Source organism: Mycobacterium asiaticum DSM 44297 (assembly GCF_000613245.1).
In the GTDB taxonomy this organism is placed as follows: Bacteria; Actinomycetota; Actinomycetes; order Mycobacteriales; family Mycobacteriaceae; genus Mycobacterium; species Mycobacterium asiaticum.
The window spans coordinates 538716-563316 of record NZ_HG964939.1 but is presented as its reverse complement, the minus strand read 5'-3'; the positions used below and the strand labels follow the sequence as shown (position 1 = coordinate 563316).

Genomic DNA, 24601 nt, shown 5'->3' with positions numbered 1-24601 from the left:
GCCTTCTCCGTGTTCGTCCCCGGCCCTGTGATGAGGATTACCCGCCGAGACCTCTCTACATACGTAGAGGATACGGTACTCTCGGATTAAGAGAATGTCATTATCGGTAACTGTGGCATACCGCACATGCCGTGAGCGCAGGGAGAGGATTCATGACTGAAACGGTCCTTGTCACCGGGGGTTTCGGACTCGTCGGATCGCAGACGGTGCGTCGGCTGGCGGCCGATGGGCACCGAGTGGTCGCCACCGACCTGGGCACCGCCGCGCAACGCAAGGCGGCCGAATCGCTGCCTGCGGGCGTGACGGCACGCTGGGTGAACCTCACCGACGCGGACGCGGTCGCGCAGCTCGTGGCGGAAACCGCTCCGACGGTGATCATCCATCTGGCCGCGGTGATCCCACCGGTCATCTACGGACAGCCCGAACTGGCGCGCCTGGTCAACGTCGACGCCACGGTGTCATTGCTGCGCGCCGCCGAGGCGTGCCCGCGTCCACCAAGGTTCATTCAGGCCTCGAGCAACGCCGTGCACGGTGCCAGGAATCCGCACCGCCACCCGGAGTTGCTTACCGCGGACACCCCGGTGAACCCGTCGGACCTGTATGGGGCGCACAAGGCTGAGGCCGAATACCACGTCCGCCGCTCCGGCCTGGAGTGGGTAATCCTGCGGCTCGGCGGCGTGATGAGCGTCGAACTTGATGCGATGCCGTTCACCTTCGACGCGCTGTATTTCGAGAGCGCACTGCCGGCCGACGGACGGATGCACAGCGTCGACGTGCGCGACGTTGCGGCCGCTTTCGCCGCGGCGACCAGCGCGGCCAAACAGGACGTCGTGGGGGAGATCCTGCTGGTCGCCGGTGACGAGTCCCATCGACTCCGGCAGGGGCAGGTGGGCGCCGCCCTGGCTGCCACGCGCGGCCTGGTCGATGTGTTGCCCGGCGGTCGTCCCGGGAATCCCGAAAGCGACGAGGACTGGTTCGTCACGGACTGGATGGACACCACCCGGGCCCAGCAGGTGCTTTCGTTCCAGCACCACACCTGGCCCGAGATGCTCGTCGAGATGCGCGCCGCCGCCGGTTGGCGGCGATACCCGATGGGGCTGATCGCGCCTCTTGCGCGGTGGTTACTCAGGCGGCGTGCCGCGTATCGGGATGCACCGGGCCGTTATGCCGATCCGTGGAGCGCTATCCGGGCCAAGCTCGGCGAGCCGCGCCCGGACAGGTTGCTGGTCGGTCGCGTCGCCTAACCGGCGTCGCGGAGCAGCGGCGGGGACGGGAGGTCCGCGGCTGCGGTCAGTCGCTGGAACAGGTCGCTCGCGGCTGAAATGGCGCGGTCGGCGAACGCCGCGAAGTCGGCGAAAGTGACGCGCTCACCGATCCATCGCGACTGTTCCGCGGTGACACCGATGCGCCGCGGGTCAGACGAGCCGTGCACGATCGCGGTGACGTCGCGGTTCTGCTGGTTCCAGGTGTCGGCGAATTGCTGCAGGCGGGCATGCTCGGTCGCCGGGAAGTAGCATCCGAGCGTGACGCGGACGGTGAACACGTCGGGGTGCATGACCGGGATCTCGAGGTGGACATGCAGACGTCGGTTGCCGTTGAGAACGAAGAAGAACTCGCCGTCGTGCCGGCCGCGGAAGTACCGCCGCCCGCGGGTGCACAGGTAGCGTTCGATCAGGCTGGTGCTCAAGGGCTCGCCCAACGGCTCGGTCATGGTAGCCATGCTGAGGCCGGCGGCTATGGGGATACTTGAGCAAAAGACAGGGCCGGCCAAGAATCAGTTGAGAATTTGCTGAGCGGGCGCCCAGACGGCGTCACTTGATCAGCGGAATGATCTCTTGGCCAACGATATCGAGATACTCCGACCGCGCCACGTGGGGAATCGTGAAGAGGAACTGAGCAACGCCGGCGCGTTGGTATTCGCGGATGCGTTCGACGCATTGCTCGGGGGATCCGACGATCAGTCCCGATGCGGGGATGGAGGCGAACTCGGCCCGGATTCGCGCTGCCCGCTCCTCGGATGCCGTCGGCGCCAGCAGCGCCGTCACTGACAGGCTGAGCGTCTGCGGATCGCGTCCGACCGACTCGCAGGCCCGGGTCAGGAAATCCCGACGCTCGGTCACCTGTTGGGGTGACCACCAACGAACGTTCAGTCCCTGGGCGGCTCTGGCGGCGATGCGCTGCACCCGGTCTCCTTCTCCGCCGACCCACAGCGGTGGATGAGGCCGCTGCATTGGCGGCGGATCGCAGATGGCGCCGTCGAGGGTGTAGAACTGCCCGGCATAGGTCGGGTTGGGCTGGGTCCACACCGCCTTCAGCACCTCGAGTGACTCGGCCAGTGCCGAGACGCGGTCGCGCACCGGCGGGAACGGTATGCCGTAGGCGTCGAACTCGCGCTGGAACCAGCCGGCACCCATCCCGAGGTCGAGGCGGCCTTGCGAGATGACGTCCAGGGTGGCGGCCATCTGCGCCAGCACCGACGGGTGACGGTAGGAATTGCACAGCACGCTGGTGCCCAGCCGCAGCCGGGTGGTGTCGCGTGCGAGTGCACTCAACGCCGTCCAGCATTCGAGCAGGGGCAGCGAGGTGGGCGGCGCGGCTTGGTCCGTGCCGGATGTCTCGGCGGTGATGCCGGCGTCCCTGACGTAGTCGTCGGGACTGATTGTGAGGAAGTGGTCGCACAACCAGACCGAATCGAAGCCGTATCCCTCGGCTCGCTGGGAGACGGCGACCATGTCGGGGTAGGCGCTCACCGCCAGGCCGTTGACCGTCAAAGCCAGGATGAGCCCCACCCGGGTACCGCCCGCAGTCATGGCGTAAGTGTCCACCCTCGGCGCAAGGTGCGCGTCCTGAAGGGCACACTCGAGGAGAGATCGGGAGGTGGGCAATGGGATTCACCGTGGAACGCTTCGACCACATCGTGGTGAACTGCCGCGATGTGGACGCCACGGCGGCCTGGTACGAACGGGTGCTGGGCATGCGGCGGGAGATATTCGGCGCGTCGAACCGGACGGCGCTGCGCTTCGGGGATCAGAAGATCAATTTGCGCCCACTGGGCGCGCTGGCCGATGATCCGGACTGGGTCACGGGGGCGGTTGAAGCGGCGGGTTCGGAAGATCTGTGTTTCATCACCCGCGCCACGGCTGACCAGGTCCGCGCGCATCTGCGCGACTGCGGAGTGGAAATCACCGCAGGACCCGTTACCAGGTTCGGCGCACTGGGCGAGATGACGTCGCACTACTGCCGCGACCTGGACGGGAACCTGATCGAAATCGCAGTCTACTGAGACGTTTTCACAGCGGATAGAGGTGTGGCAGGTTCACCACGATGGCCTCTTGACTGGTGCGGGCGATGACGACCTCGGCGGGTGAGGTGGGGTCGGGATTCTCCTCCCGGTGGGGCACGTAGGGCGGCACGAAGATGTAGTCGCCGGGTTCGGCCTTGATGCGTACCTCCTGAGTCCCGTCGTGAAACACGAACTCGGGGTGACCACTTCGCACGTAGATCGCCGTCTCGGAGTGACCGTGGTGATGGTTGTCCGAGGCGGTGGCCGGCTCGACGTGCGTCTCGCCCATCCACAGGTTCGCCGCACCGACCGATCGTCCGCTGATCGCTGCGAACCGCCGCAGGCCCTCGGTCTGTGCGGTGTCGGAATCGAGTTCCGAGGCCTTGATGTGATGCACCAGTTTGCGGCGAGGGTCCGGCTCCGCCGCATCGAAGTCGGGATGGAATCCGTCCGTGGTGGCCACCGGTGCTCCTTGTCAGCTAGACGAGCAGGTACTGCGAATCACGATAGGCTTCAAGCAGTCTGAGCCATAGTTCACTGATCGTCGGGAAACACGGCACCGCATGCCAGAGACGGTCGAGCGGAATCTGGCCCGCGACGGCGACGGTGGCCGCGTGCAGCAGTTCCGTCACGCCCGGGCCCACCAGGGTAACCCCCAGCACACGGCGTGAATCCACCTCGACCACCATGCGTGCTCGGCCGGCATACCCGTCGGCGAACAACTTGGCGCCGGTGACTACGTCGCCGATCTCGACGTCGACGATCTTGGCGCGGTGACCGGCCCGGGCGGCCTGGTCGGCGGTCAGGCCGACGGCGGCGGCCTCGGGGTCGGTGAAAAATGCCTGCGGTACCGCATGATGATCCGCGGTGGTCGCGTGCATGCCCCACGGCGCGGTGTCCAACGGCTGTCCGGTGGCGCGTGCGCCGATCGCCGCACCGGCGATCCGTGCCTGGTACTTGCCCTGGTGGGTCAGTAGCGCCCGGTGGTTGACGTCGCCGGCCGCGTACAACCAGCCGTCCTGGACGGCTTGGACGCGGCAGGTGTCGTCCACGTCGAGCCAAGCACCGGGCTCCAATCCAATTGTCTCCAAGCCGATGTCGTCGGTCAGGGGGGTCCGCCCGGTAGCGAACAGAACTTCGTCGACCTCCAGTTCACCGCCCTCGTCGAGTTCGAGGACCACCGGTCCGTCGGGGTCGGGCCGGCGCAGGGCACGGACTGACACCCCCTTGCGCACATCAACGCCGGCTTCGGTGAGCCCACGCTCGAGGAACTCACCCACGAACGGCTCCATTTTGGGCAACAGTTGAGAGCCCCGGGCCAGCAGTGTCACCTGGGAGCCCAATCCCTGCCAGGCCGTGACCATTTCGACGCCGACACCGCCGGCGCCGATGACCGCGAGCCGGGTCGGAACCGAACTGCTGTCGGTGGCTTGTCGGTTTGTCCACGGTCGGGCTTCGACGATGCCGGGCAGGTCAGGGAGTGCGGGCTTGCTGCCGGTGCAGACCACCACCGCATGCTCGGCGGTCAGCACCACCCGGTCGCCGCCCGCGGTGGTGACCGAGACGCGCCGCGGCCCGTCCAACCTGCCGTGGCCGCGGATCAGTGTGGCGCCGATGTTGTCCACCCATTCGGCCTGACCCGCGTCGTCCCAATTATCCACGTACCGGTCACGACGAGCGAAGACGCCGTCGGCGTCGATTTCACCGGTAATGGCCGCACGGGCACCGTCGACCCGGCGGGCATCGGAGATGGCCAGCACCGGACGCAGTAACGCCTTGCTTGGCACACATGCCCAATATGAGCATTCACCCCCCACCAGTTCGCGCTCGACCACCGCGACACTCAGACCTGTTGCGCGCGCCCGGTCCGCGGCGTTCTGGCCGACCGGCCCGGCACCGAGGACGATTACATCGAATTCCGTTGATTCCGTTGTCATGTCAGCTATCCTTTTTCAGGCGTGCGGCCAGTTCGGGCAGATCGCTGGCCACGATGTCCGGTTGCGGCAGAGCACCGACCGGTGCGTTGCCGGGCCGGGTGATCAGCGCTGTACTGAACCCGGCGTTGCGGGCGCCGAGCAGATCCCAGTGGTGCGCCGCCACCATCATGCAGTCGGCGGGGCTGACGCCGAGTTTCTGGCACGTATGGCGGTAGACCACTGGGGCGGGCTTGAATGCGTGGCTCGTGTCGACGCTGAATTGCTGTTCGAAAAGTCCAGCCAGCCCAGCGTTTTCGAGTGGCGTCGGGATGCCGGGGTGGTGCGGCGAGTTGGTCAGGCTGACCAGTCGCAACCCGTTGTCGCGCAATCGGTTCAGGCCGTCCGCCACGTCGGGATGAGCCGGCATGGTACGGAATCCCGCTCGGAGCAATTCGATGTCGTCATCGGTGACGGAGACCTCGTGGATGGTGCCGAGCATGCGCAGCACACTCGGACCGAGGGTGAAGAAGTCGACATAGTGGTCAGACAGCGTGGCCGTCATGGAATACAGGACAAGCTGGTTGAACCACTCCCGCAGGACTCGCCGGTCACCGAAGACATCGCCGAAAAGCGGTGCCAGGGAATCTATGGCGAGCAAAGTCTCGTTGACGTCGAACACCAGGACGGATGGGGTCGGATTTATCGGTCCACCTTCTTCGGTGCGCGGATGCCGGCGACGATTGCCGGTTCAAACTTACCCTTCGTCCATGACGACGACCATCTTGCCGCCGGCCTCGCCGGACTCCATGACTCGGTGAGCTTCGCGGATCTGGTCGAATGAGAAAACCTGCGAAGGTTTCGCCTCTAGCCGGCCGTCGGCCACCTGGCGTGCGATGTCCTGCAACGGCACGTCGGACAGTGGGAATCCCGGGGTCCCGAATACGAAGCTGCCGAAGAAGTTCAGGTTCACTCCAGATGCCATGCGCAGCAATGGATTGAAGTCACCGATCGGGTCGAGGCCGCCCAGCCAGCCGGCGAGGCAGGCGGTGCCGCCGCGACGCAGCATGTCCAGGGAATCGAGGATGGTGCTGTTGCCCACCAGGTCGAGGACGGCGTCGAGCTGCTTGGCTTCGCTGATGTGGCCCGCGAGGTCGGTTCGCTCCAGCTCTACACGCCGAGCACCAAGCGCTTCGAGCATCGGGATCCGCTTGCTGCTGCGGGCGGTGGCAATGACGTGCGCACCAGCGGCGACGGCCATCTTCAGCGCGGCCTGCCCGAAAGACGATGTGGCACCGCGGATCAGCACTGTCTGCCCAGAAGTTAGCTGCAAGTTGCGAAAGAGGCACGTCCAAGCCGTGGCGTAGGTCTCGGGCAATGCCGCCAGCTCGGCCCACGGCAGATCGGACTCGATGAGGGCGACGTTGGCCGCGCGTACCCGGGTGTACTGGGCGTAGCTGCCGTTGATCGTCCGGCCCAGGCCGCCCATCAGTGCGGCTACCTTTGCGCCAACCGGGAATTCGCCGTCAGGGCAGTCGTCCACGATGCCCACGCATTCGATGCCACTGACCTCGGCGGCCTCGGCCCACTCACCACGCCGCATGTGCATCTCCGCATGGTTGATGCCGAAGCCCTTGACCTCGATCACGACTTCGCCAGGTTTGGGCAGCGGCTTGGGGATCTCGGTGTACACCAGGCTGTCGAGTCCGCCGAACTTTTCCAACACGATCGCCCGCATCGTCTCGCCGCCATGTGGGTCACGAACCACGGCCGGCGCGGTGGGGAGAGTGCTTTCGGTTACCGACATTTCACGCATACCTTCCTACTTCGACGCGCGGAAGGCCATATTGGGCTAGGCATCCCAATATTATGGGCTGAACATCCCAAAAAGTCCAGTCAGGATCCGCGCCGGCGTCGGGGCGCCGCGAAGGACCGGACGTAGTCAACCGCGGCCCGCAAGGCCGCACGCAGCGGGGCTGGATCGCCGGTGGCATGAGTGAGCATGGCGCCGCCCTGGTGCGCGGCCACCAGTGCAACCGCCAGGTGCCGCGGATCGGCTTCGGGGATGAGTTCGCCCCGGTCCCGCATCGCGGTGAGGCCGTGCCGGAACAGGTCGATCCATTCGTCGTATCCCTCGGACAGTTCCTCGTGGATCTCGGCGTCGGCGTCGATCAACTCGCCGGCCAGCGAACCGTAGACGCATCCGCCAACCTGATACACGGGGTCGATGTCGGCCACGCACGCGTCGGCCCAGCGCTGCAACGCTGCCAAACTGTCCAAACTGCCCAGCTCCGGTTTGGTGTGGAATGCGTATACGTCGTTGCGGCGCAGGGCAACTACGTGACGGGTGAGGTCCCGCTTGTCGCCGAAGTAATGTGCGATCTGCGACCCGCTGACGCCCGCGGCGGTACGCACTTCGTCAATGCTGGTGTTGGCGATGCCGCGGTTGAACATCAATCGCGCGGCGACGTCGACGATGCGCGCGCGGGTGGCGAGCCCCTTCTGGGTGAGGCGCGACGTCTTGTTGCCGGACACCTAACTCCGACCCTCAGGCCGAGCGGTCGGTCGTGCGGCGCCCGCGGGCGCGGCGTACCGGACGAGGCACCCGTTCGGCGGAGTCGGTGGCGAACATCCGCAGGTAGTTGACGGCGAATCGGATGGCGTCGGCGTGCGGCCACTCCGCACGGTAGGTGTAGGCCAGGGTCCCGCCGCCCTGGTGGGCGCTGACCATCACCAGGGCCAGGTGTCGCGGGTCGGCTGCGCGGGTCAGGACGCCGTTGTCTTTCATGGTCTGGATCGCACGCTCGAGCAGTTCGACCCATTGCCAGTAGCCCGCCGCCAACGCCTCTCGCGTCGCGTCGTCGGGCTTGGCCAGTTTGGCAGCCAGGGCATGGTAGGTGGGGGTGCCGGTGTCACCGACACGCCGCAGATAGCGCATGTTCAGGTCGATCCAGCGCTCGAAATCGTCGAACGACTGCAACCCGCCGAGCTGGGGCTGGCGGTGGAAGTCCAGCACCACACTGATCTGTCGTGCGATGACGGCGCGCAACAGTGCCCGTTTGTCGGCGAAATAGTGGGCGAGCTGCGAGCCGCTGACCGACGCGGCCTTGCGCACGCTATCCATGTTGAACGCGGACAGTCCCTCGTGCACGATCAGGTCGGCAGCGGTCTCCACGATGCGATCCCGGGTGGCCCGACCCTTGGGCGTCAGCCGCTTGTCGTCCGCCTCCGGATGCCCCATGGCGTCAGGCTAACCCGCGGCCGCGCCCAACTATGGGATATGCAGCCCATTAGGTGGTGCGATCCTTCGCCAGGAAGACCTGGATGAGGTTGGTGACTTCCGGCAAGGCCGATTCCAGCAGGAAATGGCCGCCGTCCAGCAGGTGAATCTCGGCGTCGGGTAGGTCGTCGGCGAACGCCTCCGCGCCGGCCGGACCGAAAATCTCGTCACCACGGCCCCACACCGCAAGTAACGGAACCCCGCTGGCACGGAAGTATTCATGTAGCCGCGGGTACAGCGGCGCGTTGGTGGCGTAATCGCGGAACAACTTCAGTTGCACCTCGTCATTGCCGGGCCGGGAGATCAGCGCGTAGTCGTGCAGCCACGATTCGGGATCCACCAGGGTTTCGTCGGCCACACCGGTCAGGTACTGCCACCGGGTGGCGTCCAGGGTCAGGAACTGACGAACGGCGGCCTCGGTCTCGGCGGTCTGCTCGGTTTGGTAGGCCCACACCACCTTCCAGAAGCTCTCCACGAAGCCGGCGTCATACCCATTGCCGTTCTGGGTGATGATTGCGCTGATTGCCGAGGGATTTTGCAGGGCCAGCCGCCAGCCGATGGGGGCGCCATAGTCCTGGACATAAAGCGCATACTGTTCGACACCTAGGTGTTTGAGCAGTCCCGCGGTCAGATCGGTCAGCGCGTCGAAGGTGTAGTCGAACTCTTCCACCGGTGGTGCGTCGGACAGGCCGAAGCCCAGATGGTCAGGGGCGATTACGTGGTAGCTGTCCGCAAGCGCGGGGATCAGACCGCGAAACATATACGAGCTGGTTGGAAATCCGTGCAGGAGCACGATTGTCGGATCGACAGGGTTGCCCGCCTCCCGGAAGAACAGCCGATGGCCGCTGACGGTCGCATAGCGATGATGGACAACCGGCATGAGGCCTCCCGAGTACCAAAATTCTGGGTTGTACATCCCATTATGCACTCATGGTGCTGGCATGCAAAATCCCGCCGTGCCTGATCTCTGGCGCTATTCGGGTGAAATCGCCCGCTGGCCACCGGTGGCGTGCAAGACGGCGCCATTGACATAACTCGCGGCGGGTGAGGCCAGAAAGACTACCGCGCTTGCGATTTCGCTGGCTTGGGCCGGACGGCCGATCGCTGTCGTCGCCCCCAGCGCGTCGAGGAGCCCAGGGGCCATGTCGACAGCACCCGGCGTGTCCGTGGGCCCGGGCGCGATCGCATTCACCCGGACTCCCGCCGCACCGAACTCGTCCGCCCATACGCGGGTGAGTTGTTCCAGCCCGGCCTTGGTGGCGCCGTAGATCCCGGTCCCGCGCGCCGCCACGGAGGCCGCCAGCGTGCTGAGATTGACCACGACGCCGCCACGGCGGGTCACCATTGCCGGAACCAGCTGTTGTACCAGGATGTAGGGCGCGCGCAGATTGATGTTCACATGTCGATCGAAAGTCGGGTCGTCGGTTTCCGCGGTCGCACCGAACTCGTAGATGCCGGCATTGTTGATCAAGATGTCCACCGGTCCCGCTTCGCGGGCCAGCCGTCGAACATCGTCAGCATCGTTGAGATCCGCGGCGACGAAACGCGCTCTGCCCCCGGCATTCTCGATGTCGCGAACGGCTTCGGCGCCGCGCTCGGCACTGCGTCCATGGACGACGACGTCGGCGCCCAGCGCCGCCAGCTGCAGCGCGATTTCCCGGCCGATGCCGGATGTGGCGCCGGTAACCAGGGCGGTTGAACCGGCCAGTGTGTCAGTCATCTCCGGACCAGCACGGACCGGCTGGGATTTATTCCACCGGGCTCAGTGCGACCGAGGCCTCGGCGGTGTAGCACAGGAAGGTCAGTGTCTCCTGCAAATACAACTGCACGGTGTCGGCGTCGTGACTGAGGTATCCGATCGCCACGTCGGTCCCGAGCTGCAGGTCGAAGTCACCGCCGCGCGTGGTCAATACGAACGCGCCGTCGATCGCGGGCGCCCAGATGATGTCGCCGTCGACCAGCCGGTTCAGGTGTTCGAGGATCGGATAACCATGCGCGGTCGTCTCGCTCACCTTGGTGTACACATCCGCGGCCAGCAGCACCGAATATGGGCCGTCCACACCGGCCAACCGCAGCTGTGACAGGGCCTGGGTGATGACGTCGGGGATGTCGCGCGGGTCCTCGGGCAGGGTCAGCGGCGGGTTGGAGCTGCAGCTGCGGATGCCCTGGATCGACGCCGGGGCATAGCCCTCGAAGATGCCGCGATCCTCCACAAACGCCAGCTTCTTGGCGGCCACCTTGACCGGTTCCCAGTCCGAGTCGTTGGAACCGCGTTCCACATCATCGATCTCGTTGCGGGACAAGGTGAACGGCACCCGTAGCCGGACCAGCGGCCTGCTGTCGCGCAGATGGGCGATCACCCCGTCGGTGGGTGACTCCAGGTCGAGCAACCGCCCGGTGCTCACCGCCGCGGTAACGGGTCCGCCGGGTTCGCTCACGTCGACCACCCGGCGTCCGGCGATATGCCGTTTGAAGGTCCGCGCCGCCTCCAATTCGATTTCCGCCCAGGCGGCCTCGGTGACCGGTGCCAGGTCGCGGTACAGGTTGTTCATCGAGTTTTTCCTTTCAGGCTGCCGATCCGCAGTGATCCGTCATCGGAAGGAAGCGTCGCCGGGGGAGCCGGGGCGGGGTTCAAGGCCGGGTCAGCCGGCGGGGCGGGCAGCGGCGGTGGGTCGTTGAGGAAGTCGACGGTGGGCGAGAAGAAGAGCCCACCGGTGACCGCGGTGGAGAAATCCAGGATGCGGTCGGTGTTGCCGGGCGGATCTCCGAGAAACATGTTGCGCAGCATCTGTTCGGTGACGTCGGGTGTGCGCGAATAGCCGATGAAGTAGGTGCCGTATTCGCCCTTGCCTACTTCGCCGAACGGCATGTTGTGACGGACGATTTTGAGCTCGGTGCCGCTGTCGTCGGTGATGACATTGAGCGCGATATGGGAGTTCGCGGGCTTGGCGTCGTCGTCGAGCTCGATGTCCTCGAGTTTCGTGCGCCCGATCACCAGTTCCTGTTCGGTCACCGAGAGTGATTCCCAGGACGTCATGTCGTGGACGTAGCGCTGCACGTGCACGTAGCACGAGCCGGCAAAATCGGGATCCTCGTCGCCGATGGTGGTGGCGCTGACGGCCAGGGGCCCATCCGGGTTCTCGGTGCCGTCGACGAACCCCAGCAGATCGCGGTTGTCGAAGAACCGGAATCCATGCACCTCGTCGACGACGGTCACCGCGGGCGTCATCGCTTTGAGGATGCGACCGGCCAATTCGAAACAGACGTCCAGGGTTTCGGCGCGGATGTGGAACAACAGATCACCCGGCGTCGCCGGTGCGACGTGGCGCGGACCGGTCAACTCGACGAACGGATGCAGTTGGGCGGGCCGCGGCCCGGCGAATAACCGGTCCCAGGCATCCGAACCGATCGAGGTGATTACCGAGAGCCGCTTGGCCGGCTCCCGGAACCCGATCGCCCGCACCAACCCGGAAATGTCGCCGAGCGCGTCGTGCACCGTCGCTTCACCGCCGGTGTTGATCGTGACCACCATGAAGATCGCTGCTGGGGTCAGGGGCTCGAGGATCGGCTGCGGCTGAACAGCGGGCACAGCTGAAGACCCTAACGCTCCCGGGACGGGGAATGCTAAACATGGCTACATGGTGGCCACCGCCCTTGGCCTCGGTGAATTCATCGACGCGTCGCCCTCGCCGTTTCATGTCTGCGCAACGGTGGCGATCCGATTGATCGACGCGGGCTATACCGAACTCAACGAGGCGGATCGCTGGCCCGAAACTCCCGGTCGCTACTTCGTGGTCCGTGCCGGCTCGCTGGTCGCCTGGAACGGTGCCGAGGGGCTGCGTCCGTTTCGGATCATCGGCGCACATACCGACAGCCCCAATCTGCGGGTCAAGCAGCATCCGGACCGCGCGGTCGCGGGTTGGCGGGTGGTGGCGCTGGAGCCCTACGGCGGAGCGTGGCTCAACTCTTGGCTGGATCGCGATCTGGGCATCAGCGGACGGTTGTCGGTGCGGGACGGCCGCGGCGTCACGCACCGCCTCGTTCGGATCGACGAGCCGATCCTGCGGGTTCCACAGCTGGCGATTCACCTGGCCGACGACCGCAAGTCGTTGACTCTGGACCCGCAGCGGCACGTCAACGCGGTCTGGGGGCCGGCGATGCGGTCGAGTCCTTCGTCGGGTACGTCGCCGATCGCGCCGGGGTGTCGAAGGCCGACGTGCTCGCCGCCGATCTGATGACGCACGACCTCACGCCGTCGGCGGTGATCGGCGCCTCGGACGATCTGCTCAGCGCGCCACGGCTGGACAACCAGGCCAGCTGCTATGCCGGGCTGGAGGCGCTGCTTGGACTGCAGCAGTTCGAGCCGCCCGGGTTCCAGCCGGTGCTGGCGCTTTTCGACCATGAGGAGGTCGGTTCGACCTCTGACCACGGCGCCCAATCCAACCTGCTGGACACCGTCCTGGAGCGCATCGTCCTCGCCGCCGGCGGCGACCGCGAAGACCACCTGCGGCTGCTGCCCGCGTCAATGCTGGCGTCGGCGGACATGGCCCACGCGACGCACCCGAATTACCCGGAGCGGCACGAGCCCGGTCACCTGATCGCCGTCAACGGCGGTCCGGTGCTCAAGGTGCACCCGAACTTGAGGTACGCCACGGACGGGCGCACCGCCGCCGCTTTCGCGCTGGCCTGTCAGCGGGCCGGGGTGCCGTTGCAGCGTTACGAACACCGTGCGGACCTGCCCTGTGGCTCCACCATCGGGCCGATGGCTTCGGCACGCACTGGCATCCCGACCGTCGACATCGGCGCCCCGCAGCTGGCCATGCACTCGGCGCGCGAGTTGATGGGCGCCTCCGACGTTCCCGCGTACGCGGCCGCCCTGCAAGCTTTCCTTTCCGCTGAGCGTCCCGAGGCATAAGGTTCGGCGGTATGGCGCTGAAATTGGAGATGGTCACGTTCGACTGCAGCGACCCGGTGAAGTTGTCCGGTTGGTGGGCCGAACAGTTCGGGGGCACCACCCATGAGTTGATGCCTGGCGAGTTCTTTGCACTGGCTCCCCCCGAGGGGCCCCGGCTGGGTTTCCAGAAGGTGCCCGATCCCACCCCCGGGAAGAACCGCCTGCACCTGGACTACGTGACCGCCGACGTCGACGGGGAAGTGTCGCGACTGAAGGCAGCGGGCGCGAGCGAGGTCGGACGGCACAGCATCGGCGACACCTTCCGCTGGGTCGTGCTGGCCGACCCGGAGGGCAACGCGTTCTGCGTGGTGAGCCAATACGAGGGCGCCTGAGCGCGTTACAGGCCGAAAAGCGCCCGGCAGCGTTCGAAACCGTCGACGTGCACCTCGATGGCGCGATGCCGCTCCCAGTCCGCACGGGTGAGCCGGAACCGTCGCATCTCGGCGACCGCCCCCTCGCGTGCCATCCGATCTAGGCCATCGTCTTGGTAGCCGAGGCGCCGCGAGACGGCAATGGATGCCGGATTGTCGGTGAACGACTGCGAAGTCGCCGCTTGCGCGCCCAGCTCCGCGAACGCGAAATGCAATGCGGCGGCACGCATCTCGGTTCCGTAGCCGTTTCGCTGATGGCGCATCCCGAGCCACGACCCGGAGTCCACCTGGCGGGCGACGGGGAACTGCTTGGCCATCAACCCCTGTACGCCGACGGCTTTGCCGTCGACGACTACCGCCAGTGGCAACGACCAGTCATCGCGGCTGAAGCCGGCCAGCTCCCGCCACAGGTACGCCAGAGTGTTGTACGGCAGGTATTCGCGCGGCACGCGTGTCCATGGGACCGAAAACGGCATCTTGTCGGGTGGGTGTACCCCATCGAGGATCGTGTCGATCAGCTGATCGATCACCTCCTCGGTCGGCAGCCGCAACTGCAACCGCGGAGTGGTGATCCGCAGGTCGAACAGCGGCCAGTGACGGGACATCGGCCCATTATCGAGACCCCGGCCGGTGAAATCAGCCCATTTTCCGGCGGGAACCTAGACTGGCTGCGTGACGAGCCCGCACACCTACGCGACTGACACCGTCGAGCACGCCGCAACCACCCCCGACCAGCCACAACCATTCCACGAACTCGGTCTCAAAGAGGACGAGTACCAGCGGATCCGCGAGATCCTCGGTCGGCGGCCCACCGACACCGAGTTGGCGATGTATTCGGTGATGTGGAGCGAGCACTGCTCCTACAAGTCCTCCAAGGTCCACCTGCGCTACTTCGGCGAGACCACCACCGAGGACATGCGTACCGGCATGCTGGCCGGCATCGGTGAGAACGCCGGCGTGGTCGACATCGGCGACGGCTGGGCGGTCACCTTCAAGGTGGAATCCCACAACCATCCGTCCTACGTCGAGCCGTATCAGGGCGCGGCCACCGGCGTCGGCGGCATCGTTCGCGACATCATGGCGATGGGCGCGCGCCCGATCGCCGTGATGGACCAGCTCCGGTTCGGCGCCGCCGACGCTCCCGACACCCGCCGGGTGGTCGACGGGGTGGTCCGCGGCATCGGTGGATACGGCAACTCACTGGGCTTGCCGAACATCGGCGGGGAAACCGTGTTTGACGCGTCCTACGCCGGCAACCCGCTGGTGAATGCGTTGTGCGTCGGCGTATTACGTCAGGAGGACCTGCATCTGGCGTTCGCCTCGGGCACCGGCAACAAGATCATCCTGTTCGGCGCGCGGACCGGTCTCGACGGAATCGGCGGGGTCTCGGTGCTGGCGTCGGACACGTTCGACGCGGAGAACTCGCGCAAGAAGCTGCCGTCGGTGCAAGTCGGTGACCCGTTCATGGAGAAGGTGCTCATCGAGTGCTGTCTCGAGCTCTACGCGGGTGGTCTGGTGGTCGGTATCCAGGACCTTGGTGGAGCCGGATTGGCTTGCGCTACATCGGAATTAGCCTCAGCCGGGGACGGCGGCATGGCGATTGATCTCGACGCTGTCCCGCTGCGCGCCAAGCAGATGACACCCGCGGAAGTGCTGTGCAGCGAGTCGCAGGAGCGGATGTGCGCGGTGGTCACGCCGGAGAACGTGGACGCGTTCTTGGCCGTCTGCCGTAAATGGGAAGTACTGGCAACCGTGATCGGCGAGGTCACCGATGGTGACCGGCTACGCATCACCTGGCACGGCGAGACCGTCGTCGACGTGCCGCCGCGCACGGTGGCGCACGAAGGCCCGGTGTACCAGCGCGCGGTTGCCCGCCCGGAGGCCCAGGACGCGCTGAATGCCGACTCGTCGAAGATCCTGCCGCGGCCGGTGACCGGCGACGAACTGCGCGCGACTTTGCTTGCGCTGCTTGGTAGTCCGCATCTGTGCAGCCGCGCCTTCATCACCGAACAGTACGACCGCTATGTGCGGGGCAACACCGTGCTGGCCGAGCATGCGGACGGCGGCGTGCTGCGCATCGACGAGGCGACCGGCCGCGGCATCGCGTTGTCGACGGACGCGTCGGGGCGCTACACCCAGCTCGATCCCTACACCGGCGCCCAACTCGCGCTGGCCGAGGCGTACCGCAATGTGGCCGTCACGGGCGCCACCCCCGTCGCCGTCACCAACTGCCTGAACTTCGGCTCGCCGGAGGACCCCGGAGTCATGTGGCAATTCTCCCAAGCCGTCCGGGGTTTGGCGGATGGCTGTGTGGTCCTGGGCATTCCGGTGACGGGCGGCAACGTCAGCTTCTACAACCAGACCGGTTCGTCGGCGATCCTGCCGACCCCGGTGGTCGGGGTGCTCGGTGTCCTGGACGACGTGAGTCGACGTCTTCCAACCGGACTGGGCACCGAACCCGGGGAGACCCTGCTCTTGCTCGGTGATACCCGCAACGAATTCGACGGCTCCATCTGGGCGCAGGTGACCGCCGATCACCTCGGCGGGTTGCCGCCGGCGGTCGACCTGCAACGAGAGAAGTTGCTGGCCGAGGTCTTGGCGGCGGGGTCGCGCGACGGCCTGATCACCGCCGCGCACGACCTGTCCGAGGGCGGGCTGGCCCAGGCGGTCGTGGAGGCCGCGCTGGCGGGTGAAACCGGTTGCCGCATTGTGCTTCCCGAGGGCTCGGATCCGTTCGTCATGTTGTTCTCCGAATCCGCGGGACGGGTGTTGGTTGCGGTGCCACGCACCGAGGAAAGCCGATTCCGATCCATGTGTGAGGCGCGGGGACTGCCCGCGGCGCGCATCGGCGTCGTGGATGAAGCGTCGGATGCGATCGAGTTCCAGGGCCTGTTCACGGTCTCCCTGGCCGAATTGCGGGAGACATCCGAGGCGGTGCTGCCGCGATTCTTCGCCTGAGACTGCGCGCGCTTGCACTGGCCGCGGGATTGGTCGGCTGGAGCCTGGTTGGCCCCCGGCTGCCGGCCGGGTGGCGGACGCCCGTGCAGGCCGGTCTCGGCGGGACGCTGGCGTTGCTCATCCGTGCGCCGCTCGGCCTTCGCCCGCCAGCACTGTGGGCGGGATTGCGCTGGGGCTTGGCCGTGGCCGCCGTTGTGGCGGCAGCGATCGCTGCTACAACACCGATTCCGATCGTGCGGGGATCAATGGACAGCCGCGAGCTGCCGCCGTCGGTACCCAATTGGCTCGGCGTACACATACCAATCGGTACGGTGTGGGCCGAGGAGGTCGCGTTTCGCGGGGCGCTGAGCACGGCCGCCACCGAAGCCTTCGGGGTGACCGGTGGCCGGGCACTGCAGTCCGCCGCGTTTGGCTTGTCCCACATCGCCGATGCCCGCGCGACGGGTCAGCCGGTGGTGCCCATTGTGCTGGTCACCGGTGTCGCGGGGTGGTTGTTCGGCTGGCTCGCCGCCCGCTGCGGCAGCCTGGCAGCGCCGATTCTGGCGCATCTGGCCATCAACGAATCCGGTGCCGTGGCCGCGGTGGCGGTGCAACGGCGCAGTCTCAGGGATTGATGGTGTAGTCGCCAAGCTGTCGGCCCCAGACGTAGTCCAGAGCGAGCGGAGAGCCCAATTCGAAATGGTTGTACGGAGCAAGGCTGACGCCGGTGTCCATCACCAGGAACGGGGCGGGCCACAAGTCCCGGGTGATTTTCTGCCAGCATCCCGGTTTGCCGCCCGGGCCGCCTCTGGCGTTGGTGCGCGGCAGGTTTTCCGGGTACATGTACGGGGCCGGCGCACCGGCGATCGCGCCCGATGAGTTGGCTCCCAGTGCGTAACCGTTGAACCCAAGCGCCGCTTGGATCCTGGGCGCGACTTCGTTGTAATTACGGATGGTGCAAGCGATCTCGGGGCTGTACTCGTCGAGCAGTGCGGCGGTGGGACGCAAATCGGCGGCACCCCGCGTTAGATAAGGTCCGCCCCGTTCGAAGACCTCGGAGCCGGTAGGGCCCAATCCCGCCGCGGCCAACAGCGCGGCATCGAGTTCGTTCCGCTGCTGGTCGACGCTGTGCGCGGTGGTCGCCGCCTGGCTCAGGGCCTCCACCAGTTCGGGTGCGGAGTCCGCATAGATGTCGCCCAGAGCGGCCAGCTGTCGAATGTCTCGGCGGGCCTGCGGCAGTTGGGGATTGAGGTCGTCCAGGATGGCCGATCCGCGTTCCAGTGACGCGCCGAATCTGTCTCCCAATCCGGTCAGGGCTTGGCCCGCTGCGCTCAGCGTCAGGTTGAGTTTGACCGGGTCCACTTTCTCCGCAATCGCGGTCAGCGTCTGAAAAAGGGTATTGAACTCGGTCGTGACCTGCGTGGCATCGATCTCGATCGCGGGTGTGATGTGTTGTGCCGCAGGGGTTTTAGGCGAACTGAGCGCCACGTACTTGTTGCCGAACACGGTGGTGGCCTTGATCTCGGCGACCACGTTGGCCGGGATCTGCGCGACGTATCTCGGGTAGATGTCCAGGATCAGCTGCGCCGCGGGCCGGCCGTTGCGGTCGATCTCCGAGATCGTCGCCACCCGTCCGATCTGGACCCCGTTGTAGGTGACCTTGGCGCCGCGATCCATCACCAGACCGGACCGGGGGGCGACCATCGTCAGCTTCGTCTTCGGCGTGAAATTGCCACGGAACTGCCAATAAAGTGCGCCCAGCACAAGCGTCAGGACCATCAGCGCCACCAGGCCGACGGTCTTGAATGGGGGTCGCGTGCCCGTACGACGACGCTCCATGATTCTGAGACCATAAGGTATGGCGCCTCGCGATAGCGCCGATCCGGCGAAGACACGACAAGCCGTGTTGTCAGTTTCCGAATGGCTGCGCGACGAGACCTGTCCGCCGCCCGACCGGCCCACTCTGGCAACGGCGGTTCGGCTCACTGCCCGCACGCTGGCCGGGCTGGCGCCGGGTGCCAGTGTTGAGGTTCGCATCCCGCCGTTCGTCGCCGTGCAGTGCATCGCCGGTCCCCGGCACACTCGTGGCACCCCGCCCAACGTGGTCGAAACCGACCCCCGGACGTGGCTGCTGTTAGCAACGGGACTGGTGGGGTTGAAAGCGGCTCAGGCCAGTGGTTCGGTGACCCTGTCCGGATCGCGAGCAAGTGAGATCGACCACTTGTTACCAGTGGTGAACTTGTGACTTGACCTGCGTGTTCTCCCCGACACGCCGATCTGAACGGGAATAACACGCCCGTCGAATTCGTCGGTGCAGACGAGTTACCCGTAGACTCCGTTACGTCACCATTCGCGCCCCAGGGAGCCGCCAAAACCGTGACCGCTCAACAGCCCGAAGAAGACTTCAATTCGCCTCGTGAAGAGTGTGGTGTATTCGGGGTCTGGGCCCCGGGTGAGGATGTCGCCAAGCTCACCTACTACGGCCTGTACGCACTGCAACACCGCGGCCAAGAGGCCGCCGGTATCGCCGTCGCCGACGGGTCACAGGTTCTGGTGTTCAAGGACCTCGGACTGGTCAGCCAGGTGTTCGACGAGCAGACGCTGGCGGCCATGGATGGCCACGTCGCGATCGGGCACTGCCGCTACTCCACCAGCGGCGACACCACCTGGGAAAATGCCCAGCCGGTGTTCCGCAACACCGCGGCAGGCACCGGGGTGGCGTTGGGTCACAACGGCAATCTGGTCAATGCCGCCGAATTGGCCGCTCGTGCCCGCGACGCGGGCTTGATCGCGAAACGCTGCCCAGCCCCGGCGACGACGGATTCGGACATCCTCGGTGCGCTGCTGGCTCACGGCGCGGCCGATTCCAGCCTCGAACAAGCAGCGCTGGAGCTGCTGCCGACCGTGCGCGGCGCGTTCTGCCTGACGTTCATGGACGAAACCACCCTGTACGCCTGCCGCGACCCGCACGGCGTGCGGCCGTTGTCGCTCGGCCGGCTGGACCGCGGCTGGGTGGTCGCCTCGGAGACCGCCGCACTGGACATCGTCGGGGCCTCTTTCGTCCGCGACATCGAGCCGGGCGAGCTGCTCGCCATCGATGCCGACGGCGTGCGGTCCACCCGCTTCGCCAACCCGTCGCCGAAGGGTTGTGTATTCGAATACGTCTACCTGGCCCGGCCCGACAGCACCATCGGCGGCCGGTCGATCCACGGCGCGCGCCTGGACATCGGCCGCCAACTGGCCCGGGAGTGCGCGGTCGAAGCGGACCTGGTGATCGGGGTGCCCGAATCCGGCACCCCCGCCGCCGTCGGTTACGCACAAGAGTCCGGCATTCCTTACGGGCAGGGCCTGATGAAAAACGCCTACGTCGGGCGCACCTTCATCCAGCCGTCGCAGACAATTCGGCAGCTCGGCATCCGGCTCAAGCTGAACCCGCTCAAAGAGGTGATCCGCGGTAAGCGGCTAATCGTCGTCGACGACTCGATCGTGCGCGGGAACACCCAACGGGCGCTGGTACGGATGCTGCGCGAAGCCGGAGCGGTGGAGGTGCACGTGCGCATCGCCTCCCCACCGGTGAAATGGCCCTGCTTCTACGGAATCGACTTCCCGTCTCCGGCGGAGTTGATCGCCAACGCCGTCGAGGATGAAGGCGAGATGCTCGAGGCGGTGCGGCATGCCATCAACGCCGACACCCTCGGCTACATCTCGCTGCGCGGCCTGATCGCGGCCACCGAGCAGCCCGCGTCGCGGCTGTGCACCGCGTGCTTCGACGGCACATACCCGATCAAGCTGCCGGGCGAGACCGCGCTGGGCAAGAACGTCATCGAGCACATGTTGGCGAACGCGGCACGTGCCGGCCTGGACAATCTCGGCGAGCAGGAAGCGGCGGAAGTTCCCGCCGTCAGCCACTGACGAAATACGCTCCCCGCGCACAACACTGGCCGAAATCACGGCCTGCGGCGCGACACCGGTGCTAAGCGTTACCAACGAGTGCGGCGACCGGTAGCCTTTATCGCGATGACGGATCCTGAACAGAGCACCAAACGAGGCGCGGGCAATCAGGGCATCACCTACGCATCGGCCGGGGTGGACATTGAAGCCGGTGACCGCGCGGTCGACCTGTTCAAGCCGCTAGCGACCAAGGCCACCAGACCCGAGGTGCGCGGTGGGCTCGGCGGTTTCGCCGGATTGTTCGCCATCCGCGGCGACTACCGGGAACCGGTGCTGGCGGCCTCCACCGACGGCGTCGGCACCAAGCTGGCCGTCGCGCAGGCCATGGACAAGCACGACACCGTCGGCCTGGACCTGGTCGCGATGGTCGTGGACGACCTGGTGGTATGCGGCGCCGAACCATTGTTCCTGCAGGATTACATCGCCGTCGGCCGCACCGTGCCGGAGCGGGTCGCCGCGATAGTGAGCGGTATCGCCGAGGGCTGTGTGCGTGCCGGGTGCGCGTTGCTGGGCGGGGAGACCGCCGAACATCCCGGTCTGATGGAGCCCGACCACTACGACATCTCGGCGACCGGGGTCGGTGTGGTCGAGGCCGACGACGTACTGGGACCCGAGCGCGTAAAGCCCGGCGACGTCATCATCGGGATGGGGTCCTCCGGTCTGCACTCCAACGGGTACTCCCTGGCCCGCTCGGTTCTGTTGGACATCGACCGGATGAACCTGGCCGGTTATGTGGAGGAGTTCGGTCGCACTTTGGGTGAAGAGCTGCTGGAACCCACCCTGATCTACGCCAAGGACTGCTTGGCGCTGATCGCCGAAACCCAGGTCCGCACGTTCTGCCACGTCACCGGCGGCGGATTGGCCGGCAACCTGGCCCGCGTAATCCCGAACGGGCTGGTAGCCGAGGTCGACCGGGGAACGTGGACGCCGGCGCCGGTGTTCGCCATGATCGCGCAGCGTGGCCGTATCGAGCGTGCCGAGATGGAAAAGACGTTCAACATGGGTGTCGGGATGGTCGCCGTCGTCGCACCGGAGGACAGCGACCGCGCCAGGGCGATCCTGACCGCGCGGCACCTGAACTGCTGGGTGCTGGGTACCGTCGGCAAGGCCGGTAAGGACGGCCCGCGGGTCAAGCTCGTCGGGCAGCACCCGCGATTCTAAAGATCCAGAACCAGTAGGGCCCCGGACGCCGGCTGGGACCTAGCGGCGCCAGGTGTCGTCGTCATCCCATGAGTCGCCATCCACGTGGTCCGACTCGTCGGTGCTCGTCCCGGACAGCTCGCGCTGAAGCCGCGTGAAGTCGGTCTGGGGGGAGCTGTATTTCAGTTCTCGAGCAACCTTGGTCTGCTTTGCCTTAGCCCGGCCGCGGCCCATGGGGGAACCCCCTCGCGAAATAACGGAGCGGCCTACGAGTAGGCGGCTCCGATCTCTTAGTGTCGTTTTGTCCTGTCGATAGCTTACCGTGCCGTGCGCGCTAACGTTGGCGCGCCCTGCCACGCGGTTCGACAGGATGGCGGATGTCACAGGCAGTCAGCGACCGCCGCCGCGTAACCGTTCCACGGCGAGTCGTCCGGCCCCCACTCCATCGGTCGACGGCAGGGAATCGGCGTCGATCGCCGCGGGGACATCGCCTTCGGCGCCGGTCGTCAGCGCGGTGTCGGCCGGTACCCCGCGTTTCAGCAGCGCCAGGGCCACCGGCCCGAGGTCGACGTGCTCGACCACGGTCCCCAGCCGTCCCACTGCACGGCCGCCGGCGAGTATCGCGTCGCCCGTGGACGGGCGGTCCGCCGATCCGTCGAGGTGCAACAACACCAGCATTCGCGGCGGTTTCCCCAGGTTGTGCACTCGCGCGACGGTCTCCTGGCCGCGGTAGCACCCCTTGTTCAGGTGAACGGCGCCTTCGCCGGGACCGCCGATCCAGCGCACTTCGTGCGGGATGGTGCGTTCGTCGGTGTCCACGCCGAGCCGGGGCCGCAGTGCGGCCACCCGGTGCGCTTCGTAGGCCCATACGCCGGCCGGGCGCACGTCCGCCCGCGTCAGTCGCTGCTGCCAGTCGGCAGCGTCGGTGCGCGGGACCACCAGATCCAGCTCGACCGGACCGCCGGGCGTGCTGGGCAGCCGCCGGACGAAGCCGCCACCGCGCAGCGGGACCGCCGACCAGTGGGCCGGCAAGGCGTCAACGCCCAGCACGTCGAGCACCGCTGGGTCGGTCAGCCGCGGCCCCAACAACGACAGCACCGCGAAATCGGCGTTATCCGGGGTCACATCGGACCAGAACACCATCTTGCGCAGGTAACCCAGCAACGGCTCACCTCGCCACGGCTCGGTGTCCAGATAAGTGGTGCCCCCGAGTTCGGTCTGCAGCCAGTGATCCTCGACCCGACCCTGGCCGTCCAGGCTGAGGTTCTGCACCGTCGCGCCATCGGCGAGCTCGCTGACGTGCTGGGTGGAAATGTTGTGCAGCCACGAGCGACGGTCGTTTCCGGTGAGGGTCAGCACGGCCCGGTGCGAGCGGTCTACCTGGATGGCACCGGTTTGGGCCGCCCGCTGTTCACCCAGTGGGTCGCCGTAATGCCAGGCGGCGCCGGCGTCGGGCCCGGGGTCGGGTGCGGGGACGAAGTTGCCGGCGGGGGACACACGTCAACTCTACGGCGCTGGCCGAGCCCGCCCGCCGGGCCGTTAGGCTCCCTACACATGGCTGGTGTGGTCGTCTCCCTGGACGGCAAGATCCTCGATCCGGGGACGCCGCTGCTCACGCCCGACGATCTGGCGGCGCTGCGCGGCGACGGGATTTTCGAGACATTGCTGGTCCGCGACGGCAGGGCATGCCTGATCGAGTCGCACCTGCAGCGGCTGACCCAGTCCGCCAAGCTGATGGACCTGCCCGCGCCGGACTTGGCCAGTTGGCGCCGGGCCATCGACTCCGCCACCCGGCAATGGGTCAGCGGCACGTCCGACGAGGCCGCGATGCGTCTGGTCTACAGCCGCGGCCGCGAGGGCGGTTCGGCTCCGACGGCCTACGTGATGGTCAACCCCGTTCCGGAGCGGGTGGCCGCGGTGCGCCGGGACGGTGTCGCGGCGATCACGCTGGACCGGGGGCTGCCGGCGCGCGGGGTGGACGCCATGCCCTGGCTGCTGGCCGGTGCCAAGACGCTGTCCTACGCGATCAACATGGCCGTCCTGCGACACGCCGCCCGGCAGGGTGCCGGCGACGTCATCTTCGTCAGCACCGACGGCTACGTGCTGGAAGGCCCGCGCTCGACGGTGGTGATCGCCACCGACAACGGCGAGGGCAACCCCTGCCTGCTCACGCCGCCGCCGTGGTACCCCATCCTGCGCGGCACCACCCAGCAAGCGCTCTTCGAGGTGGCCCGCGCCAAGGGCTACGACTGCGACTACCGTGCGCTACGGGTGACGGATCTGGCCGAGGCACAGGGCATTTGGCTCATCTCCAGCATGACGCTGGCTGCCCGCGTGCACACCCTGGACGGTAAGCGGTTGCCCCGCCCGCGGATCGCCGACACGTTCGCCGAACTGGTCGACGCGGCCATCGTCAGCGATCGCTGAACGCTTAATTGTGTTGTCGCCGCGCCCAAGTCACGGTAGCGTCGGCTTTACACAAGAAGGGAGGTGGTCCGCGAAATTGATAGCTTCATGGACATGTGAGGTGGCTGCGAGCTAGCTGCATTGGCTCGGAAGATTCATCGACCAAAGCGCTGGCGAATCTCCCGCAGTCACCCGGCCCCCGAGCTTCCGGTCTGTCCAACCGGAATACGGCTCGGGGGCCGCTCCATCTCCGGGGCTTGAGCCTTCGGTCCTACGGCCCTATGCCGTCCCTGCCTTCGCGGCGATCTGGTCGGCCAACCGGGCCCCGCCGTCGGTGATGTCGTTACCGCACGCCTGCACCTCGAT

The 24601-nt window shown here is 66.6% G+C and carries 25 protein-coding genes and 1 pseudogene; 10 read left to right on the top strand and 16 right to left on the bottom strand.

The annotated features are described in order from the left end of the window. The first annotated feature begins 152 nt into the window (after positions 1 to 152). Positions 153 to 1244 carry an NAD-dependent epimerase/dehydratase family protein gene (locus BN972_RS26650; RefSeq protein ID WP_036365460.1) on the top strand — a complete coding sequence of 364 codons (1092 nt, stop codon included), beginning with the start codon at positions 153 to 155 and terminating at the stop codon, positions 1242 to 1244. On the opposite strand, the gene BN972_RS26645 is transcribed toward BN972_RS26650, so the two are convergent. Together BN972_RS26645 and BN972_RS26640 are read right to left on the bottom strand one after the other, a co-directional pair. After that, complete coding sequence (locus BN972_RS26645) at positions 1241 to 1711, bottom strand: hypothetical protein (protein ID WP_036366002.1); 471 nt, start codon at positions 1709 to 1711, stop codon at positions 1241 to 1243. The genes BN972_RS26650 and BN972_RS26645 overlap by 4 nt on opposite strands. 100 nt (positions 1712 to 1811) lie before the next feature. After that, complete coding sequence (locus tag BN972_RS26640) at positions 1812 to 2810, bottom strand: LLM class flavin-dependent oxidoreductase (protein ID WP_036365999.1); 999 nt, start codon at positions 2808 to 2810, stop codon at positions 1812 to 1814. 74 nt (positions 2811 to 2884) lie between these two features. On the opposite strand from BN972_RS26640, the gene BN972_RS26635 reads away from it, so the two are divergent. Then, entirely contained in the window at positions 2885 to 3283 is a 399-nt protein-coding gene (locus BN972_RS26635; RefSeq protein ID WP_036365457.1) for a VOC family protein, read from the top strand. 7 nt (positions 3284 to 3290) lie between these two features. Here the strand turns inward: BN972_RS26635 and BN972_RS26630 are convergent, their stop codons facing one another. From BN972_RS26630 to BN972_RS26585, 10 genes are all read right to left on the bottom strand, one after another. Beyond that, the gene (locus BN972_RS26630; protein ID WP_036365455.1) at positions 3291 to 3746 is read right to left on the bottom strand and encodes a cupin domain-containing protein; all 456 of its coding nucleotides are present in this window, start codon (positions 3744 to 3746) and stop codon (positions 3291 to 3293) included. Between the two features lie 16 nt (positions 3747 to 3762). After that, a complete protein-coding gene (locus BN972_RS26625; RefSeq protein ID WP_036365453.1) occupies positions 3763 to 5220 on the bottom strand; it encodes a dihydrolipoyl dehydrogenase family protein in 1458 nt (485 codons plus the stop codon). Between the two features lies 1 nt (position 5221). After that, a complete protein-coding gene (locus tag BN972_RS26620) occupies positions 5222 to 5878 on the bottom strand; it encodes a haloacid dehalogenase type II (protein WP_235192591.1) in 657 nt (218 codons plus the stop codon). Positions 5879 to 5953: 75 nt separating this feature from the next. Then, complete coding sequence (locus BN972_RS26615) at positions 5954 to 7003, bottom strand: zinc-binding alcohol dehydrogenase family protein (RefSeq protein ID WP_036365447.1); 1050 nt, start codon at positions 7001 to 7003, stop codon at positions 5954 to 5956. 89 nt (positions 7004 to 7092) lie between these two features. Next, positions 7093 to 7731, bottom strand: a complete 639-nt coding sequence (locus BN972_RS26610) for a TetR/AcrR family transcriptional regulator (RefSeq protein WP_036365445.1) — start codon at positions 7729 to 7731, stop codon at positions 7093 to 7095. Positions 7732 to 7744: 13 nt separating this feature from the next. After that, entirely contained in the window at positions 7745 to 8437 is a 693-nt protein-coding gene (locus BN972_RS26605; protein ID WP_036365443.1) for a TetR/AcrR family transcriptional regulator, read from the bottom strand. A 49-nt stretch (positions 8438 to 8486) separates the two neighbouring features. After that, positions 8487 to 9356 carry an alpha/beta fold hydrolase gene (locus BN972_RS26600; protein WP_036365440.1) on the bottom strand — a complete coding sequence of 290 codons (870 nt, stop codon included), beginning with the start codon at positions 9354 to 9356 and terminating at the stop codon, positions 8487 to 8489. A 93-nt stretch (positions 9357 to 9449) separates the two neighbouring features. After that, positions 9450 to 10196 carry an SDR family NAD(P)-dependent oxidoreductase gene (locus BN972_RS26595; protein WP_036365437.1) on the bottom strand — a complete coding sequence of 249 codons (747 nt, stop codon included), beginning with the start codon at positions 10194 to 10196 and terminating at the stop codon, positions 9450 to 9452. Between the two features lie 28 nt (positions 10197 to 10224). After that, the gene (locus tag BN972_RS26590) at positions 10225 to 11028 is read right to left on the bottom strand and encodes a family 1 encapsulin nanocompartment shell protein (protein WP_036365434.1); all 804 of its coding nucleotides are present in this window, start codon (positions 11026 to 11028) and stop codon (positions 10225 to 10227) included. Further along, the gene (locus BN972_RS26585) at positions 11025 to 12065 is read right to left on the bottom strand and encodes a Dyp-type peroxidase (RefSeq protein WP_036365431.1); all 1041 of its coding nucleotides are present in this window, start codon (positions 12063 to 12065) and stop codon (positions 11025 to 11027) included. Before BN972_RS26585 ends, BN972_RS26590 begins: the two co-directional genes overlap by 4 nt. Before the next feature lie 49 nt (positions 12066 to 12114). On the opposite strand from BN972_RS26585, the pseudogene BN972_RS26580 reads away from it, so the two are divergent. Together BN972_RS26580 and BN972_RS26575 are read left to right on the top strand one after the other, a co-directional pair. Further along, positions 12115 to 13391 (top strand): annotated as a pseudogene (locus BN972_RS26580) (M18 family aminopeptidase). Positions 13392 to 13402: 11 nt separating this feature from the next. Next, a complete protein-coding gene (locus BN972_RS26575) occupies positions 13403 to 13762 on the top strand; it encodes a VOC family protein (protein ID WP_036365429.1) in 360 nt (119 codons plus the stop codon). 5 nt (positions 13763 to 13767) lie between these two features. Here the strand turns inward: BN972_RS26575 and BN972_RS26570 are convergent, their stop codons facing one another. Further along, entirely contained in the window at positions 13768 to 14406 is a 639-nt protein-coding gene (locus tag BN972_RS26570) for an acetyl-/succinyl-CoA transferase (protein ID WP_036365425.1), read from the bottom strand. Positions 14407 to 14473: 67 nt separating this feature from the next. Between BN972_RS26570 and purL the strand changes: the two genes are divergently transcribed. Further along, complete coding sequence (gene purL, locus BN972_RS26565) at positions 14474 to 16759, top strand: phosphoribosylformylglycinamidine synthase subunit PurL (protein WP_036365420.1); 2286 nt, start codon at positions 14474 to 14476, stop codon at positions 16757 to 16759. Next, positions 16756 to 17373, top strand: a complete 618-nt coding sequence (locus BN972_RS26560) for an Rv0804 family intramembrane glutamic endopeptidase (protein ID WP_235192612.1) — start codon at positions 16756 to 16758, stop codon at positions 17371 to 17373. The genes purL and BN972_RS26560 overlap by 4 nt, the downstream gene beginning before the upstream one ends. Here the strand turns inward: BN972_RS26560 and BN972_RS26555 are convergent. Beyond that, complete coding sequence (locus tag BN972_RS26555; protein WP_036365415.1) at positions 17363 to 18577, bottom strand: MCE family protein; 1215 nt, start codon at positions 18575 to 18577, stop codon at positions 17363 to 17365. The genes BN972_RS26560 and BN972_RS26555 overlap by 11 nt on opposite strands. 19 nt (positions 18578 to 18596) lie before the next feature. Between BN972_RS26555 and BN972_RS26550 the strand changes: the two genes are divergently transcribed. From BN972_RS26550 to purM, 3 genes are all read left to right on the top strand, one after another. Further along, positions 18597 to 18983, top strand: a complete 387-nt coding sequence (locus tag BN972_RS26550) for a sterol carrier family protein (protein WP_036365412.1) — start codon at positions 18597 to 18599, stop codon at positions 18981 to 18983. A gap of 131 nt (positions 18984 to 19114) precedes the next feature. Beyond that, entirely contained in the window at positions 19115 to 20650 is a 1536-nt protein-coding gene (purF, locus tag BN972_RS26545) for an amidophosphoribosyltransferase (protein WP_036365409.1), read from the top strand. Positions 20651 to 20755: 105 nt separating this feature from the next. Beyond that, positions 20756 to 21850: a phosphoribosylformylglycinamidine cyclo-ligase gene (gene purM / locus BN972_RS26540; protein ID WP_036365406.1), complete on the top strand. Its 1095-nt coding sequence runs from the start codon at positions 20756 to 20758 to the stop codon at positions 21848 to 21850. A 39-nt stretch (positions 21851 to 21889) separates the two neighbouring features. Here the strand turns inward: purM and BN972_RS28615 are convergent, their stop codons facing one another. Then, positions 21890 to 22063: a DUF3073 domain-containing protein gene (locus BN972_RS28615; RefSeq protein WP_080697222.1), complete on the bottom strand. Its 174-nt coding sequence runs from the start codon at positions 22061 to 22063 to the stop codon at positions 21890 to 21892. Positions 22064 to 22219: 156 nt separating this feature from the next. After that, a complete protein-coding gene (ygfZ, locus tag BN972_RS26535; protein ID WP_036365402.1) occupies positions 22220 to 23326 on the bottom strand; it encodes a CAF17-like 4Fe-4S cluster assembly/insertion protein YgfZ in 1107 nt (368 codons plus the stop codon). A 66-nt stretch (positions 23327 to 23392) separates the two neighbouring features. Here ygfZ and BN972_RS26530 point away from each other — a divergent pair, with 66 nt between their 5' ends. Then, positions 23393 to 24256, top strand: coding sequence for an aminodeoxychorismate lyase (locus BN972_RS26530; protein ID WP_036365996.1), 864 nt, complete (start codon positions 23393 to 23395; stop codon positions 24254 to 24256). Positions 24257 to 24601: the final 345 nt, after the last annotated feature.